Here is a 17490-nt window from a genome sequence, read left to right on the forward strand (position 1 = left end):
GTACCCCTTCCCTGGCCGACTGCCATACCGCCAGACGGCTGGTTGCAATGTAACGGTGCAGCCTTTGATAAGTCACAATTTCCGGAATTAGCGAAAGTTTATCCTGGCAGTAACTTACCCGATTTACGCGGTGAATTTATCCGTGGCTGGGATAACGGGCGTGGAGTCGATCCATCGCGTTCATTACTAGTATGGCAAGAGGGGTCTTATTTATTACAGGAAATTAATCAGTCTGTTGATAATGTTGTTAATTTCTCAATTAATGACCGTGTAAAATTACAATGGGATGCCCCTACCCTCCAAAATGAAGAGCTTACACTAAGAGCCAGGTCTGTAAGCTCAGCAACAACTTGGAATCCCGTAGCAGCTTATATAGGAGTATCAAGGCCACGTAACGTCGCATTTAACTATATCGTAAGAGCGGCATAAATGAGCATGCCTGTATTCGAAGTGATCCCTGTGGGAATACCTCTTCCCTGGCCGATTGACATCCCCCCAAATGGATGGGTGAAATGTAATGGGGCACTCTTTGATAAATCTCTGTATCTGAAATTAGCTGAAGCCTATCCTGACGGTAAACTACCCGATTTAAGAGGTGAGTTTATCCGAGGGTGGGATGATGCGCGCGGCATTGACCGCGGTCGCCAACTACTGAGCATTCAAGTTGATGCGTTCAAAAGACATAATCACAGCATTTATACCACTAACAGTGATAAAACTAGTCTTGAGGATACAGATCCCATGCGTGGCGGTATGACAGGCGGTCCTAACTACCGGGGCAGTTTAGGGGAAAACAAATTTATTGGGATGAATGGTGGAAATGAAACACGCCCGAGAAATGTGGCATTTAATTACATTGTGAGGATTATCTGATGAGTAAGGCTATACTGGATAAGAATAATATTGCCATCAATAGCGGGAATATTATTGTGTTTAATTACAACGCAAGCACGCGAGAATATTTAAGCAGCACTGATGAATATATTTCTGTCGGTGTCGGCCTTCCTGCTAATTCTTGCACAGATGCACCACCTGATGCCAAAGAGGGTTATGTTGCTTGCCGTTCATCTGATTCAACCAACTGGTTGATTGTGGCAGATTATCGCGGAAAAATAGCTTACAACACACAAACTGGGAAACCGCAGGAAATTATTGAACCAGGTGAATTACCAGAAATACTGACATTTAAACAACCCGCTACCGATTTTGATAAATGGGATGGTGAAAAATGGGTAACGGATATCGAAGCCCAAAAGGCCAGTCAGATTGAACAGGCAGAACAACAACGTGCTACTCTTCGTCAACAGGCAGATGAAGCTATGACTTTACTGCAATATGCCGTTGAAACTGAAATGGCCTCAGAAGCAGAAAAAGCGTTATTGCTTGCCTGGAAAAGGTATGTGGTATTACTGAGTCGGGTTGATATTTCACTGGTTTCTGATATTGAGTGGCCGAAAATACCAGAATAAATAGAATTATTAAGACCGGGCACTATTCTATCCCCGGTCTTTCTTTAAGTTACGTAATGGTGGAATTTATCAGTCAATCTCTAGTACTTTTGAAATACCAATTTGGTTAACTATTCCATTCTTCGTTCATCAGAATGTTTTTCATGATAGAACAAACTTTTCATAGAAAGATAACCAGCTTTTAACGTATCCGGGTAAAAGCTCCTAGTCGTTGCTAAAGATAGAGTATATCCTTTTACCTTTAATACCCGATAGCTATGATAAGTGGAGAACATAGACCTTGATTTCCTGTACCAAACCATTGTGGGAATACTTTTACTTCTGAATTAGTCCAAGAGGATACCTGAAACACTTGATCCGAGAATTTGGTGTTATCACCTTTTGTTGCAGTTAGAGCCATTAAGCATATATTAGGAAAAGCAAGTGGAAACTGTAATGCTGGGTAAGTTATAGTTTCTTTATCACAAATTGGGCCTGTCATCCACTGAAATATCCACTTCTTTGGTACACCATTAACCATCATAGGAATAGTTATGTAACCATCGGCGTTTAATAATCCTTCAGCAGCAGCTAGTTTAGCTCCTTCTTGTAAACCAAGATTTTTCAAAATAACTCAATCCATGATAATTCCCATAAAAATAGTCTCTTATTGGTATTAAGCAGGATCACACATGGTGAAGATTGGCTATATCTGGGTATCAATAAATGACCAGAACAGTGATTTACAGAGAAATGCGTTGATAAGTATAAATTGTGAACGGACTTTTGAAGAGAAAATCAGTGAAAAAACAACCAATAAACAGGGCTAAAAACGGCTTTGACCAAAAGATCACAACAGGAAGGTACTGGTATTGATTTACCGTATTTCATTTCCCACTATCTATAAAAATTTACGGTTAACTTATTAAAAAACAATAAATTAATCGATATGGTTTGTATCATCCCCCACACATTTCCTATCGAATGATTTAATGGTTCGGATACCTCAACATAGCGGGACACCTTAACAGGAGAACCGCTAATATGGCACAAGATTATCATCACGGCGTCCGTGTACAGGAAATTAACGAAGGCACACGCACCATCACCACTGTTAGCACCGCTATTGTCGGTATGGTGTGTACTGGCCCTGAAGCAGACGAAAAAACTTTTCCATTAAATACCCCAGTCTTGATTACTGATGTTTCAACTGCTATTGGCAAAGCCGGTAAAACCGGTACATTGCCTCAGGCACTTAAAGCTATCGCAGATCAGTCTAAACCTGTCACTGTTGTTGTCCGTGTGGCACAAGGTGAAACGGAAGAGCAAACCACCAGCAATATCATTGGTACCACGACTAATGAAGGAAAGAAAACAGGTATACAAGCACTGTTGGCAGCACAAAGCCAATTAGGTGTGAAACCACGTATTCTGGGTGTTCCTGGTCTGGATACAAAAGCTGTTGCTGTTGAATTGGTAAGTGTTGCACAAAAACTAAGAGCAATGGCTTATGTCAGTGCTTATGGTTGTAAGACTATCTCGGAAGTTATCGAATATCGCAAAAACTTTAGCCAGCGCGAGCTGATGCTGATTTGGCCTGATTTTTTGAGTTGGGATACTGTTTCTAATAAAGAGGTTATCGCCTACGCTACTGCCCGTGCCTTGGGTCTGCGTGCCAAAATTGATGAAGAAACCGGTTGGCACAAAACGTTGTCCAACATCGGCGTCAATGGTGTGACCGGTCTTTCTGCGGACGTATTCTGGGATCTGCAAGACCCAGCGACTGATTCTGGCCTGCTAAACCAAAATGGTATCACTACGCTTATCCGTAAAAACGGTTTCCGTTTCTGGGGTTCCCGCACTTGTGCTGATGATCTATTGTTCCAGTTCGAAAGCTACACCCGTACTGCACAGGTACTGGCTGATACCATGGCTGAAGCACATATGTGGGCGATCGATAAACCACTGACTCCATCGCTGGTACGAGACATTATCGAAGGTATTAACGCCAAATTCCGCGAATTGAAATCTGGCGGTTACATCATTGATGGTAAGTGCTGGTACGACGAAAGAGCCAATGATAAAGACACTCTGAAAGCGGGCAAATTGACTCTCGATTATGACTATACACCTGTACCACCACTGGAAAACATGATGTTACGCCAGCGTATTACAGATCGTTATTTGATGGATTTCGCAAAAAGCATAAACGGCTAAGGGGGCACAGATGGCATTACCACGCAAACTTAAATACCTGAATTTGTTTAATGACGGCAATAGCTATCAGGGAATAGTAGAAGAACTTATTCTGCCTAAACTGAGCCGTAAATTGGAAACCTATCGTGGCGGTGGTATGAACGGTAGCGCGACCGTGGACTTAGGTCTGGATGAAGGCGCATTGGATGTTGAATTTACTCTGGGAGGTATGGAGGCTCAACATTATCGGCAGTGGGGGCTAACTAAAGCCGATGGTGTAATGTTGCGCTTTGCGGGCTCTTTCCAGCGCGATGATACCAACGATGTGATTGCTGTTGAAGTCGTGATGCGTGGCCGCTTCCATGAATTTGACCACGGCACTTATAAGCAGGGTGATAACACTCAGACCAAAATCAGCGCTAAAAATACCTACTTTAAACTGACATGGGATGGAGAAGTCCTGATCGAAGTGGATACCGTCAATATGGTTGAAGTGGTTAATGGTGAAGATCGTTTGGCAGATCATCGCCGTGCTATGGGTCTTTAATCTAATCGGATAAACAAGGTTGAACCATGACAGAAACACGCATTACTCAAAACGACGAGCAGCGCACGATTGTATTAGAAGAGCCGCTTGCACGCGGTAATAGCAACATCACTGAAGTGGTGGTGCGTAAACCTAACAGTGGTGCGTTGCGTGGTGCACGGCTACAGGCTCTGCTAGAAATGGACGTGGACTCAATGATGTTAGTTTTGCCACGTGTGACCACACCCGCTCTCACTAAAAGCGACCTGTTGGCAATGACACCCGGCGATCTGATTAATCTCAGTGTTGAGGTGGTCAATTTTTTGTTACCGAAGTCGGCGAAGTCCGGTTTCCAGACCGACTAACCGTAGATGAATTGGTGGCAGATATTGCCACCGTTTTCCACTGGTCTCCAGCAGTTACAAATGAAATGTCACTGCTGGAATTACTGGACTGGCGACATCGGGCCATCTTACGAAGTGGTGCAGAAAATGAGTAATACACAGTCACAGCTTAAATGGGTAATACAGTCCGTTAATAAGCTGACCAGCGCCTTGAAATCCGCGCAACGGAATAATAAAAAATTGGCAGATTCCATCCGGCAAAATCGTGATGAACTCAAGCAATTAAATCAGACTTGTAAAGCGGTTAAACCTTATTCTGCTCCTGAATATGCGCAGGAGACTGCGCATGACAGTAGTAAAAAGGAAGAGAGTCGCGATGGAAGTCGCTATAGCAAAATTAAAGATCTTCGTGATCGTATTAGCCAGCATGGTGCTAATGCAAAATCGGCAGGTGTTAAGATACTGACAACCAGCAAAAACTTTTTAATGCCGGGTTACGATCTTAATGCTCAAATGGCCAAAATTCAGGTACAAACTAATATTGAAAAAAACTCTCCTGAATATGCCATGTTACTCAATCAAAGTCGTGAGTTGAGCAAAAGCACCGGAATTGATGCCGGCAAAATCGCGCAAGGGCAGAGTCTTTATGCTTCTGCCGGTTATTCCCCTGATCAGATAAAGAATATGATGCCCGGTACAGTATCAATGTCACAGGCTAGTGGTGCAGATTTCGCCGCTACCATTGATATTGGCACTAATGTGCTGGAAGGGTTCAAATTACAATCCGAAGAGATGAGCCGAGTGAGTGATGTTTTAACGGCAACGTTTACTGGTTCAAAAATGACGTTGGCGGCATTGGGTGACACCATGAAATTTGTTGCGCCGACCGCTTCTTCTTTGGGGATTGATATGGAAACTGTTGCTGCTGCTACCAGAAAGCTGAGTGATGCCAATATCAAAGGAAGTGAAGCCGGAGAGGTTCTGAACAGTGTGCTGGGACGGTTAGCTGAACCGCCTAAAGCCGCTGCCGCTGCATTGGCGCAACTAAGTATCAAGACCCGTGATGCTAAAGGTAATTTACGGCAATTACCGGACATCCTCGCTGAATTGGATGATAAAACCCGGTCAATGAGCAGAGAGCAACGTATTGGTTATTTCACCGCAATTGGTGGTGAAAATGCCGCTCCTGCTTTGAATGTGTTGGTGGATCAAGCTGGGCAAGGGGGATTACAGGCATTTATCACTAAATTAAAGAGTGTCCAGGGTGAATCCCAAAAAGTTGCATCTGCAATGACCAACAGCCTCACTGGTGATATCCAAAAACTTAATGCTGCCTGGAGTGATCTGGGTGTTCAGATGTTTTCCGGTGCAGAAGGTCCTTTAAGGGGAGCCACTCAGCAAGTGACAAATGTGGTCAATAAAGTCGGTGAGTGGATGGAGGCTAACCCACGCCTGGCTGCAACACTTGCGACGATCACGATGGTAATCGGAGGGATGCTGACTGTTTTCGGCGCCTTGGCCCAAGCGATCGCTTCAATATTACTTCCGTTAGCAGTGGCGAAATATAGTCTTACTCTCTTTGGCAGTGCTGGTGTGAGAGCTCTCGGATTTGTGGGGAACGCTCTGAAAATGTTGGGTAGCACCATGATGATCGTTGGTCGTCTGATGATGGCTAACCCAATCCTTGCCATTATTGGTTTGATTTCTATGGCTGCTGTTTATATTTGGCAAAACTGGGAAACCCTGGGACCGAAATTTTCCCAGCTTTGGGAAAATATTAAAACTAGTCTAAGTGAGAAATGGGAATCAATTAAATTGAGGGTTGTGGAAACTTGGGAGAATATAAAAACTAACATAAGTAATGCCTGGGAAGTTGTTAAACAAAATACATTGAATATCTGGGAAAGTATTAAAATATCGATTTCAGATAAATGGAATGAAATTATTACCGGCATAATGAGTCTGCCCGATAAATTTAAAGAGTTCGGAACCGCGATAGTTAACAGTTTGCTAGATGGGATTAATGAAAAATGGGAGGCACTGAAAAAGAAACTGACCTCATTGTCTGATTATATTCCTGAGTGGATGCGGCCGTGGGATGACACTTCAAAAGGCGTCAGTAATAACATTAGCTCTGATGTCAGTTCGGTATTGCCCAAACATGACAAGGGGGGAATTATTCCAGCTGGAAAATTCGGTATTGTTGGCGAATATGGACCAGAGATTGTTTCAGGCCCTGTCAATGTCATTAGTCGACTCCAGACGGCTAAACTTGCCGCTGTCGCTGCATTTTCTTTAAGTGTGATGGCGCCTTCTACCGCGGCTAGAACTGCACCGTTGCATATTCAGAGTTTGCCGATTCATGCTTATCCACAGATTCAGGAAAAGGTAGATAAAAAACAGATACAGTACCGTAATGAATCGCCTGTCTATCACATAAATATCTATGGTGCTCCGGGGCAGTCTGCGCAGGATATCGCAGCAGCGGTCAGGCGCGAACTGGATGATCGGGAACGTAAACAGCAAGCTCGTTTACGTAGTTCATACTCTGACAGAGGGGAATTCTAATTATGATGGCTGCACTGGGTTTATTTGTTTTTATGCTGAAAACGACGCCATACCAGAATTTGCAACATCAGCAATCATGGCGACATGCTTTTAACAGCCGTATTGGAATGCGGCCTGCCTGGCAATTTCTGGGGCCGGATAACGACACTATGACACTTTCCGGCACATTACATCCAGAAATTACCGGTGGTCGCTTATCGTTGATGGCTTTACAAGTTATGGCTGATAGCGGAAAAGCATGGTCCTTTTTAGATGGCAATGGCACGATTTATGGCATGTTTGTGATTGAGAGTATCGACCAAACAAAAACGGAGTTTATGTCGAATGGTGCTGCCCGCAAAATTGATTTCACTTTGACATTGCGGAGAGTTGATAGCTCTCTGGGGGAAATGTTTGGTGATTTGCAGGAACAGTTCTCTATGCTCACAGACAATCTATCCGGTAGAATTGGTGAGGTGTTACCATGATATCTGAGTTTGATCGGGTTACTGAAAAAGGCAACACCCCGGCATTTCTTCTGGAAATTGATAATAAAGATATCAGCGAGCGCATTCAGTCGCGTCTGATGTCACTGACAATGACAGATAATCGAGGTTTTGAGGCTGATCAGCTTGATATTGAACTGGATGATGCAGATGGAACCTTGATGTTACCTTCCAGAGGAAATGTGATTTCGTTGGCATTGGGGTGGCGCGATCAACCACTAATTAGTAAAGGGCGTTTTACTGTGGATGAAATTGAGCACAGTGGAGCGCCGGATAAACTGACTATCCGTGCCCGCAGTGCTGATTTCCGCGAATCTCTCAATATGAGACGCGAAGAGTCTTATCATGAGAAAACGATTGGCGATATTGTTCGTACTATTGCTGTCAGAAATAAACTTACCGCTGATTTGCATAAGGATATAGAGAAAGTATTTATTAATCATATCGATCAGACAAATGAGTCTGATGGTAGCTTTCTTACCCGGTTGGCAAATCAGGAAGGGGCAATTGCCTCAGTAAAAAATGGCAAATTGATATTTATCCGGCAAGGACAGAACAAAACAGCCAGAGGTCAAATTATTCCTGCATTAGTGATCACTCGTCAGTTAGGAGACAACCATAATTTTACTCTGTCTGATCGTGATGCTTATACTGGCGTGGTAGCAAATTGGTTGGATACCCGTAAGCCGGAAAAAAAACACATTTTAACCGTCAAGCGAAAGAATCAGGAAAATACTGATAAGTCAAAATCATATCTGGTTGGTAGTAAGGATAATGCACTGGAGCTTTCCCGTATTTATGCTGATGAAGCCAGCGCTAAGCGCGCTGCTAAAGTTGTCTGGGAAAAAATGCAACGTGGTACAGCGACATTTTCAATTCAACTGGCTCGGGGGCGTGCAGATCTTTACCCTGAAGTACCTATAAAAGTCACTGGTTTTAAGCCAGAAATAGATAATACGGAATGGACACTAACGACGGTCACTCACACTGTGAATGGATCTGGGGGAGGTTTTACAACAGCGCTGGCTCTGGAATTAAAAATTGATGATCTCGATATGAAATAATTGTTCTTTAAATGAGATCTCATTGCTATATTGTTCACATAATGAGAGTTTGTTTTTCATTTAAAGGTAAAATATATGATCAAGTGTCCTCTTTGTGGTAAAGCTGCTCATGCACGCAGTAGCTTTGAACATTCCAGTCAGACAAAAGAACGTTATAATCAGTGTCAAAACATAAACTGTGGTGCAACTTTCGTCAGCCATGAAACATTTGTCCGTTTTATTTCTAAACCTGGTGAAGTAGTAAGCGTTAAGCCACATCCTAAAGAAAAGTCTAAAACTCAGTTAGATTTGGCTTGAAGCTCATAAATTAGCAAAAAATGCTGTAAACCCTTGTCCGATGTGAATGGGGAGCCATCACTTTGCAGATTTTTGCCACACCGGTAGTTGGCCAATGAGATGATCACTTCCACCCTGTGAGCGGTACTCTGACAGGGTGTTTTATTTTCTGGGGAGACTATTGTGAACAACATTGCTCTTCTGGGAATCAGGTAAAACTAATATCCCTGTAGTTAGCTTGTCCATTTGTTAAGACATTCTCAGAAGGCTGCATTTCTCCCATAAAAATCGGTTTTACAAAAATGGGGTGACCATAAATTTTATGGTTTTGGACTTGTTATCCCTCTTGTATTAACTGCGCTACCAAATATTTTGCGAATAGTTAATAAATTCACTTGCGCCTCTGGTTATATTTTGTCAGCTTTAGTGTAATTATAATCTCTGATTGACACTCCCCAAGACAGGACAATAACGATGAAAAATGTGGGTTTTATCGGCTGGCGTGGTATGGTCGGCTCAGTATTAATGCAACGTATGATTGAAGAACGGGATTTTGATATTATTCATCCTGTATTCTTCACGACATCACAACATGGGCAGATTGCACCTGATTTTACAGGTCAACAGGGTACCTTACAGAATGCTTTCGATATTGAGGCTCTTAGTGTTCTGGACATTATTATTAGTTGCCAGGGAGGAGATTACACCAATGAGGTTTATCCGAAGTTAAGAGCAACGGGTTGGCAGGGATATTGGATTGATGCGTCATCAGCGCTGCGTATGAATGATGATTCCATCATTATTCTTGATCCGGTCAATCATGCTCATATTCAGGAAGGTCTTAATAAAGGTATAAAAACTTTTGTTGGTGGTAATTGTACTGTTAGCTTAATGCTGATGTCTCTGGGCGGTTTGTTTGCTAATGATTTGGTTGAATGGGCTTCTGTTGCGACTTATCAGGCAGCTTCTGGTGCCGGTGCTCGTCATATGCGCGAATTACTGGTTCAGATGGGCTCTCTGCACACTCAGGTAGCAAAAGAGTTGCAAGATCCGGCATCTGCTATCCTGGATATTGAAAGAAAGGTAACAGATTTCACCCGTAACGGTTCTTTACCAACAGACCAATTTGGCGTACCACTGGCAGGTAGTTTGATCCCATGGATTGATAAACAGCTTGATAACGGTCAGAGCCGTGAAGAGTGGAAAGGGCAGGCAGAAACCAACAAGATCCTCAATACTGGTAATAATCTTATTACCGTTGATGGTTTGTGTGTACGTATTGGCGCTTTACGTTGCCACAGTCAGGCATTTACTCTGAAATTGAAAAGAGACATTCCGATTCCTGAAATTGAGCAATTACTGGCTGCGCATAATGACTGGGTAAGAGTGATCCCAAATGATCGTGAGCTGAGTATGCGAGAATTGACCCCGGCAGCGGTAACAGGCACGTTGAATACTCCTGTGGGGCGCTTACGCAAGCTGAATATGGGCCCGGAATATTTATCTGCTTTTACAGTAGGTGACCAATTGCTGTGGGGAGCAGCAGAGCCTCTGCGTCGTATGCTACGTATCTTAGCTTAATCGTTTTAATCTATTTACTTATGTAAAAATCCACTCGTTATTCGGGTGGATTTCTCTATATGGCATTTGATGGTTCTGTTGATTGTTTCTTTATTGGTTTATTTTTGTTATATTCCATAAATTATATTTATGATTTGTATCTGCCTAGTAAATCATTTTTATGGAGATGACGGGAATGGAACAAGATAAATTACTGAGTTTAAAAGTAAGAGAATTAAGAGAGTTGGCAAGAACGTTATCTTTTCGCTATATCAGTCATAGTAAAATCAAAATAGATTTTAATTCAGATGTAAATCTTTTTATAGAGGATATATTGGGACGGGTTCGTGTTCATTGTTTATCTTCAAGTGGTGCAATTGAATTAATCCAATTTGAAATAGATCACCTGAAAGAGCAAGCTTTCTATTTAATAGCAAATAGAGTAAAGCAATATGCAATAATTGAAAGGGAAAAAGAGAAATCAAGTTATGCTAATCTTATATTAAAACAGATCGGATTTGTTGGTGGTGGTACTCAGATTCTTGCGGGTTACACAGTCTGTAAGGCTTCTTTAGGGTTAGCATGTGCTTCATTCGGTGCTCCATTAATGGCTCATGGGTACAATAATGTTGTTGAAAATGGATATTATCTATTGTACAGAGAAAATATTAATGGTGGTGTCAGAGAAGGATACAGATATATTGCTAACAAAATCGGTTTAAGTGATAAAGATGCAGATATTGCTTATGCAACTGTTGATTTGGCTCTTTCAGGTTATGGCGCTTTTAGAAAAGTCTTGAAGCCAAGAGAAAAGTCATGGAAGTTATTCAGAAATATAGATAATGATTTTATCAGAGGGTGGAGAGAAATGGGAACTGTGAGCTTAACTACAGAAGGTATCGTTGATAGTTCTACAATTTTGAGTATTTATCAGTTACAAGAGGATAAATAATGAATTATATCGATGTTACAATTTCCACTCAATCTACTTGGCAGGATATTTTTCTGTACTATCTTTTATCATTAGCGCTTTTGTTTTTTCTTTTTTTCATGAAAATTACCATAGAGAAAAGAAGAAATTATATTCTCTCTGTTCTTGGTTTTTTTATTATAATAATGTTTGGTTCAATTCAATTGTTTATTGTTAAATATGGTGGTTATCATGAGATTATATCAATGTTTATTAATTTAAATAGTGAGGTAATTAGAGTGGGTAGTGTGATTTTTTCTATTTTATATGCTTGCATGTTACCAAGAAAATATTGAAATTAGTTTTAGATTAGATGATTATGAAATGAATTTGTTAATGGATAGGATAAGCTTATAATAACTATCTAATTACTGAAAAAATCATAATATGCTTGTTGAGTATTTGTTGATTAAGATAGGAAAAAATATGGATTATATCGATGTTATAATTTCTACCAAGCCCACTTGGTGGGATATTTCTCTTTATTACATTATGTCTTTAGTTGTTTTTATCTCATTTTATTTTATAAAAAAGATTGTGGATAAAAAACGTAATTATATTTTGTCTGTTTTTGTTTCTATTTTAATAATTATATTTGGTTATATACAACTATTTGTTGTTGGCCTTAATGAACACCATGATTTTATATCGAAATTCATTAATTTAAATAGTGAAGAGATTAAAATAGGAAGTATGATATTCTCTGTTTTATATGCTTTGGTCCTACCGAGAAAAGTTCGTTAATGAAACAAGGCGTGAAGTTAAAACGCCTTGTTTTGCTCTTTTAATAAATCCTATCATCCCAAATACTATAACCACCAGTACCTGCGATAAGGTGATTCCAGGTAATATTTGTATATTTTAATGAAATACTTTCCTGTGGTGGGAGCTCATTATGATTCAACGAATGCGGATGTAAAACACTTATTTCAGTGATTGTGGCACCAGTGATCTTTATATTGTAATAACGTTCTTGAGCACCATTTGAGTTAGTTCGGTAAAAATCAATAGAGCATTCAAGAGACTCATTATCAGAAATAGCAACACCAAGTAATGGTGATGATTTGTCGATGGGTTTTTGGATAACAATGGGTTGATGATCGACGTTTTGAGCCCGTGTTATCGCATGGCTTAAGCTATAAACTAATATCTGATCAAAGTGGTTTGCTTGATATTTATTACCAATAGAATCAACAGAAGAACATCCAGCTGATATTAACCCTTGTTTTTTTCCCTTTACCGTCATGTAAATCATGTCAGCCATATTATATCCTTAGATTATATTTAAGTGATGTTTTACAGAAACATTAGATAAATTACACTTTATTGGTGATAAATAACAGATAAAAAAACGCTCATAGAGAATAAATATGAGCGCTTTGGAGATTGCCAAGAATAGCAATTAGATATCAATATTGGCCGCTTTCAGGGCATTCTCTTCAATAAATGCACGGCGAGGTTCAACTGCATCACCCATTAGGGTTGTAAACAGTTGATCAGTGGCAATCGCATCTTTTACTGTCACACGCATCATGCGGCGGGTTTCCGGGTTCATGGTTGTTTCCCATAACTGCTCAGGGTTCATTTCTCCCAGACCTTTGTAACGCTGTATGGACAGGCCACGACGTGACTCTTTGGTCAGCCAGTTCAGAGCCTGCTCAAAATCAGAGACAGGTTGGCGGCGTTCACCACGCTCAATATAAGCGTCTTCTTCGATCAAATTGGCAAGTTTATCGCCCAATTGGGTAATACGGTGATATTCACCACCGTGGACAAAATCGAAGTCCAGTAGATAGTCAGTATCAACACCATGTGTACGAACACACAGAACGGGTTCATACATTTGGCGCTCACGATTTTCATGGAGGCGATAGCTGTAGCTGCTACTGTTTTGTTCACGGTCATTCAGACGAGTAACCAGCGTTTTAATCCATTCTTCAACTTTGGCTTTATCAGACAGCTCTTCTTCAGTTAGCTTTGGATGATAAATCAGATTGTTCAACAGACTTAGTGGATACAGGCGTTCCATACGTTTAATGATTTTCTGCACACTATTGAATTCTGTCACCAGTTTTTCCAGTGGTTCCCCTTTCAGGGCGGGTGCGTGTTTGTTGGTGTAAAGTGATGCGCCATCCAGTGCAATGGACAGTTGGTATTCGTCCATGGCTTCATCATCTTTAATATATTGTTCCTGCTTGCCTTTTTTCACTTTATACAGTGGCGGCTGTGCAATAAACACATGACCACGTTCAATGATTTCTGGCATTTGACGATAGAAGAAAGTCAACAACAGAGTACGGATATGAGAACCATCGACGTCCGCATCTGTCATGATAATAATACTGTGATAACGCAGCTTATCCGGGTTGTATTCGTCACGGCCAATACCGCAACCCAACGCAGTGATCAGGGTTGCCACTTCCTGAGAAGAGAGCATTTTATCGAAACGCGCTTTTTCAACGTTCAGGATTTTACCTTTCAGTGGCAAAATTGCCTGATTTTTGCGGTTACGCCCCTGTTTTGCGGAACCACCCGCAGAGTCCCCTTCCACTAAGTAGAGTTCGGACAGTGCCGGATCACGTTCCTGACAATCCGCCAGTTTGCCTGGCAGGCCAGCCAGATCAAGAGCCCCTTTGCGGCGTGTCATTTCACGTGCTTTACGGGCTGCTTCACGGGCGCGGGCAGCGTCGATAATTTTACCGACGACGGTTTTAGCGTCATTCGGGTTTTCCAGCAGGTATTCCACCAGCTTCTCGTTCATCAGTGTTTCAACCGCCGTTTTCACCTCGGAAGAAACCAGTTTGTCTTTGGTCTGAGAAGAGAATTTTGGATCAGGTACTTTAACGGAAATGACGGCGACTAAACCCTCGCGGGCATCATCACCGGTGGCGCTGACTTTAGATTTCTTGTTGTACCCTTCTTTGTCCATATAGCTGTTGAGGGTACGAGTCATCGCGGTACGGAAACCCACTAAGTGAGTACCGCCGTCACGTTGCGGGATGTTGTTGGTAAAGCAGTAAATATTTTCCTGGAAACCATCATTCCATTGCAATGCGACTTCAACACCGATGCTATCTTTTTCTGTAGAGAAATAGAAAACATTGGGATGGATTGGTGTTTTGTTTTTATTTAAGAATTCGACAAACGCTTTAATGCCACCTTTGTAATGGAAATGGTCTTCAATATTGGTGCGTTTATCAAGCAGGCGGATAGATACACCTGAGTTCAGAAAGGACAATTCACGCAGACGTTTAGCCAGAATGTCGTGCTGGAATTCAGTGTTGTTACTGAAAGTGTCCATGCTCGGCCAGAAGCGGACACGGGTCCCTGTCTGCTCCGTTTCACCGACGACTTTTAGTGGGCTTTGTGGCACACCAAGGTGATAAGTCTGTTCATGAACTTTGCCGTCACGACGGATAACCAGTTCCAGCTTTTCAGACAAGGCGTTAACAACAGAAACCCCTACGCCGTGCAAACCGCCGGAAACTTTATAAGAGTTATCATCGAATTTACCCCCCGCATGCAGCACAGTCATAATAACTTCAGCTGCTGAAACACCTTCTTCTTCGTGTATACCGGTAGGAATACCGCGGCCATCATCCTGTACAGAGACAGAGTTATCGGCATGGATAGTGACGATAACTTCACTACAGTGGCCTGCGAGGGCTTCGTCGATAGCGTTGTCGACAACCTCGAAGACCATGTGGTGTAAGCCGGTACCATCGTCTGTATCACCGATATACATGCCCGGACGTTTACGAACCGCATCCAGCCCTTTTAATACCTTGATACTTGAGGAGTCATATGTATTCGACATCAACGTTTCTCGCTCATTTTTAATCCTGTGGTTGAACCTCTATTTTGCCATTTTCCACGCGAAACATCCTGCTATTTCCATCAAGCATATCTGTTATCTGACCAGGACTTATCGCACTGACAAAGACCTGGGCTTGCGTGGATTTTAGACGTTCGGCCAATAACTGACGGCGGCCGGCATCCAGTTCGGAGGCAAAATCATCAAGCAGATACAGACATTGTTGTCCGCTCTGTCGGGTGAAATATTCACCCTGTGCTAGCCGCAGTGCACACATCAGCAATTTTAATTGACCGCGGGATAGTATATCTTCTACTGGCGTTCCTTCTGCACGGATGCGCAGATCCGCCTTATGCGGGCCGGAAGCCGTGTAGGTTAATGCTCTGTCACGCTCAAACTGGCGCTCCAGCAATTCAGTATAATCACTCTCTTTGTCCCATCCCTGTTGGAAAGAGAAACTCAATATAAATTCAGGTAAGAACTGTTTACAGGTATCAGCAATATCCTGAGTGATGTTTGTAACATATTCAGCTCGCCACTGGTTTATCTGATTAGCCAGGGGCGCCAATTCTTGATCCCAGGGCCGTATCTGGCTGTAGCGGGTAACTTGTCGCAGTGCTGCATTGCGTTGTTTAAGCAGTCGTTTCAAGTTTACCCATGCAGAAAAAAAACGTGGCTCATTATGGAAACAACCCCAATCAATAAAAGCCCGGCGATACTTTGGCCCGCCATTTAACAGGGTGAATCCTTCTGGGGTAATAAGCTGCATAGGCAGCATCTTGGCTAGTTCTGAAATTTTACCGCCATCATTGCCATCAATTCTGACTTTGCTATCGCCATGACGGTTTTTGCTCAGACCAATAGATTGTTCCCGCTCATGCTTCTGTTGTCCTATTCGTCCATGCAAAACAAATTCATCACAGTTATGGCGGATGACTCGCCCAGCCTGAATGCTGCGGAAAGAGCGCCCGTGACCCAGAGTATAAATCGCTTCCAGTACACTGGTTTTACCGCTGCCATTAGAGCCAACCAGAAAGTTAAATCCGGTAGCCAGAGGCAAATCTGCGGCGGCGATATTACGAAAATCGCGGATAAGTAAACGCGTAAGAGTCATATACCTGAAATGTAAATCCTGTTACAGGCGCATTGGCATCACGACATAAGCCGCATTGTGGTTGGCACAGTTTTCTATCTGAACACTGGAAATAGCATCGGTCAGCAGTAAACGAACCTCTTCACATCTTAATGTGTTGAGTACATCCAGGACATAACTGACATTAAAGCCTATTTCCATTTCAGTACCTTGATAGCTGACATCGACAATCTCTTCGGCTTCTTCCTGTTCAGGGTTATTTGCTGTGATTTTTAGCTGATTCTCACTGAAATAGAGGCGAACTCCGCGGAATTTCTCATTAGAGAGAATTGCCGCGCGTGAAAAAGCCTGTTTCAGCATATCGCAACTGGCTTCCAGGGTTTTATCCGGGCTCTTCGGTAATACGCGGCGATAATCAGGGAAACGCCCATCTACCAGTTTAGAGGTGAAAATAAAGTCGCCAACGTGGGCACGAATATTGTTACTGCCGATTTGTAACTGTAACGGCGTATCGCCACCATCCAGCAATCTCATCAGCTCAATAACGCCTTTACGTGGCACGATCACCGAATGGGAAGGCAGATTTTGACCTATTCCCATAGAGCAGACGGCCAGACGGTGACCATCCGTTGCCACTGTCCGCAACTCTTCTCCTTCGGTTTCAAACAACATACCGTTGAGGTAATAGCGGACATCCTGATGGGCCATTGAGAATTGCGTCGATTCAATAAGACGTTTCAGTGTGGCTTGTGGCAGCGAAAATTCTACGTCACTTTGCCAGTCGTCAAGATTTGGAAAATCAGCTGCGGGCAATGTAGAAAGCGAAAAACGGCTGCGGCCGGATCGTACCAGCAGGCGGTCTCCATCCAGTTCCACACTGATTTCGGCACCATCCGGCAAACCGCGCCAGATATCAAAGAATTTACGTGCCGGTACAGTGGTTGCACCTTCTTCGTGTGGCAATGAAAGCGCGACACGCGCCATCATTTCCATTTCTAAATCTGTGCCGGTCAGCAATAGAGAACCTTCCGTGACCTGTAGTAATAAATTACCCAGAATCGGCAGAGTAGGGCGCCCACCCAGTGGGCTACTGACTTGTTGCAGTGGTTTTAACAATTGCTCACGTTCGATGATAAATTTCATAGC

The 17490-nt window shown here is 42.5% G+C and carries 20 protein-coding genes and 1 pseudogene; 16 read left to right on the forward strand and 5 right to left on the reverse strand.

The features are described 5' to 3' along the window. From LGZ99_RS18230 to LGZ99_RS18240, 3 genes are all read left to right on the forward strand, one after another. Nucleotides 1–429, forward strand: a 429-nt coding sequence (locus LGZ99_RS18230; RefSeq protein ID WP_262979412.1) for a phage tail protein, incomplete at its 5' end; no start/stop codon positions are given. Next, complete coding sequence (locus LGZ99_RS18235; protein ID WP_262979413.1) at nt 430–873, forward strand: tail fiber protein; 444 nt, start codon at nt 430–432, stop codon at nt 871–873. Then, the gene (locus tag LGZ99_RS18240) at nt 873–1469 is read left to right on the forward strand and encodes a tail fiber assembly protein (RefSeq protein WP_021325009.1); all 597 of its coding nucleotides are present in this window, start codon (nt 873–875) and stop codon (nt 1467–1469) included. The genes LGZ99_RS18235 and LGZ99_RS18240 overlap by 1 nt, the downstream gene beginning before the upstream one ends. 241 nt (nt 1470–1710) lie before the next feature. On the opposite strand, the gene LGZ99_RS18245 is transcribed toward LGZ99_RS18240, so the two are convergent. Further along, on the reverse strand, nt 1711–2076 hold the full coding sequence (locus LGZ99_RS18245; protein ID WP_021325008.1) for a gp53-like domain-containing protein: 366 nt from the start codon (nt 2074–2076) through the stop codon (nt 1711–1713). Nucleotides 2077–2140: 64 nt separating this feature from the next. On the opposite strand from LGZ99_RS18245, the pseudogene LGZ99_RS18250 reads away from it, so the two are divergent. The 13 genes and pseudogenes from LGZ99_RS18250 to LGZ99_RS18310 form a co-directional block, all read left to right on the forward strand. Then, nucleotides 2141–2275: pseudogene (locus tag LGZ99_RS18250) on the forward strand (DNA-invertase); the annotation flags it as partial. A 217-nt stretch (nt 2276–2492) separates the two neighbouring features. Next, on the forward strand, nt 2493–3665 hold the full coding sequence (locus LGZ99_RS18255; protein ID WP_021325006.1) for a phage tail sheath protein: 1173 nt from the start codon (nt 2493–2495) through the stop codon (nt 3663–3665). Between the two features lie 10 nt (nt 3666–3675). Beyond that, nucleotides 3676–4191 (forward strand): phage major tail tube protein, encoded by a 516-nt coding sequence (locus LGZ99_RS18260; protein ID WP_021325005.1) that lies wholly within the window; start codon nt 3676–3678, stop codon nt 4189–4191. Nucleotides 4192–4217: 26 nt separating this feature from the next. Continuing rightward, nucleotides 4218–4535, forward strand: coding sequence for a phage tail assembly protein (locus tag LGZ99_RS18265; RefSeq protein WP_021325004.1), 318 nt, complete (start codon nt 4218–4220; stop codon nt 4533–4535). Nucleotides 4536–4549: 14 nt separating this feature from the next. Beyond that, nucleotides 4550–4669: a GpE family phage tail protein gene (locus LGZ99_RS18270; RefSeq protein ID WP_021325003.1), complete on the forward strand. Its 120-nt coding sequence runs from the start codon at nt 4550–4552 to the stop codon at nt 4667–4669. Beyond that, the gene (locus LGZ99_RS18275) at nt 4662–7082 is read left to right on the forward strand and encodes a phage tail tape measure protein (protein ID WP_023043526.1); all 2421 of its coding nucleotides are present in this window, start codon (nt 4662–4664) and stop codon (nt 7080–7082) included. Before LGZ99_RS18270 ends, LGZ99_RS18275 begins: the two co-directional genes overlap by 8 nt. 2 nt (nt 7083–7084) lie before the next feature. Further along, on the forward strand, nt 7085–7549 hold the full coding sequence (locus LGZ99_RS18280; protein ID WP_023043527.1) for a phage tail protein: 465 nt from the start codon (nt 7085–7087) through the stop codon (nt 7547–7549). Next, on the forward strand, nt 7549–8631 hold the full coding sequence (locus LGZ99_RS18285) for a phage late control D family protein (protein WP_390894039.1): 1083 nt from the start codon (nt 7549–7551) through the stop codon (nt 8629–8631). The genes LGZ99_RS18280 and LGZ99_RS18285 overlap by 1 nt, the downstream gene beginning before the upstream one ends. Before the next feature lie 75 nt (nt 8632–8706). Next, complete coding sequence (locus LGZ99_RS18290) at nt 8707–8928, forward strand: ogr/Delta-like zinc finger family protein (RefSeq protein ID WP_021324999.1); 222 nt, start codon at nt 8707–8709, stop codon at nt 8926–8928. Between the two features lie 453 nt (nt 8929–9381). Then, nucleotides 9382–10488, forward strand: coding sequence for an aspartate-semialdehyde dehydrogenase (gene asd / locus LGZ99_RS18295; protein WP_021324998.1), 1107 nt, complete (start codon nt 9382–9384; stop codon nt 10486–10488). A 175-nt stretch (nt 10489–10663) separates the two neighbouring features. Then, entirely contained in the window at nt 10664–11419 is a 756-nt protein-coding gene (locus LGZ99_RS18300) for a DUF4225 domain-containing protein (RefSeq protein WP_262979415.1), read from the forward strand. Further along, the gene (locus LGZ99_RS18305) at nt 11419–11733 is read left to right on the forward strand and encodes a hypothetical protein (RefSeq protein WP_046974573.1); all 315 of its coding nucleotides are present in this window, start codon (nt 11419–11421) and stop codon (nt 11731–11733) included. The genes LGZ99_RS18300 and LGZ99_RS18305 overlap by 1 nt, the downstream gene beginning before the upstream one ends. 130 nt (nt 11734–11863) lie before the next feature. Next, a complete protein-coding gene (locus LGZ99_RS18310) occupies nt 11864–12181 on the forward strand; it encodes a hypothetical protein (protein WP_046974572.1) in 318 nt (105 codons plus the stop codon). A 40-nt stretch (nt 12182–12221) separates the two neighbouring features. Here LGZ99_RS18310 and LGZ99_RS18315 read toward each other — a convergent pair whose 3' ends face one another. From LGZ99_RS18315 to dnaN, 4 genes are all read right to left on the reverse strand, one after another. Beyond that, complete coding sequence (locus tag LGZ99_RS18315) at nt 12222–12701, reverse strand: Hcp family type VI secretion system effector (RefSeq protein ID WP_046974571.1); 480 nt, start codon at nt 12699–12701, stop codon at nt 12222–12224. A 138-nt stretch (nt 12702–12839) separates the two neighbouring features. Then, nucleotides 12840–15254, reverse strand: a complete 2415-nt coding sequence (gyrB, locus tag LGZ99_RS18320) for a DNA topoisomerase (ATP-hydrolyzing) subunit B (protein ID WP_023043534.1) — start codon at nt 15252–15254, stop codon at nt 12840–12842. A 19-nt stretch (nt 15255–15273) separates the two neighbouring features. Continuing rightward, a complete protein-coding gene (gene recF, locus LGZ99_RS18325) occupies nt 15274–16365 on the reverse strand; it encodes a DNA replication/repair protein RecF (RefSeq protein ID WP_036838789.1) in 1092 nt (363 codons plus the stop codon). Between the two features lie 21 nt (nt 16366–16386). Then, nucleotides 16387–17487 carry a DNA polymerase III subunit beta gene (gene dnaN, locus LGZ99_RS18330; RefSeq protein ID WP_036838790.1) on the reverse strand — a complete coding sequence of 367 codons (1101 nt, stop codon included), beginning with the start codon at nt 17485–17487 and terminating at the stop codon, nt 16387–16389. Nucleotides 17488–17490 lie beyond the last annotated feature (3 nt).

Source organism: Photorhabdus temperata (assembly GCF_025384845.1).
Classification (GTDB): Bacteria; Pseudomonadota; Gammaproteobacteria; order Enterobacterales; family Enterobacteriaceae; genus Photorhabdus; species Photorhabdus temperata.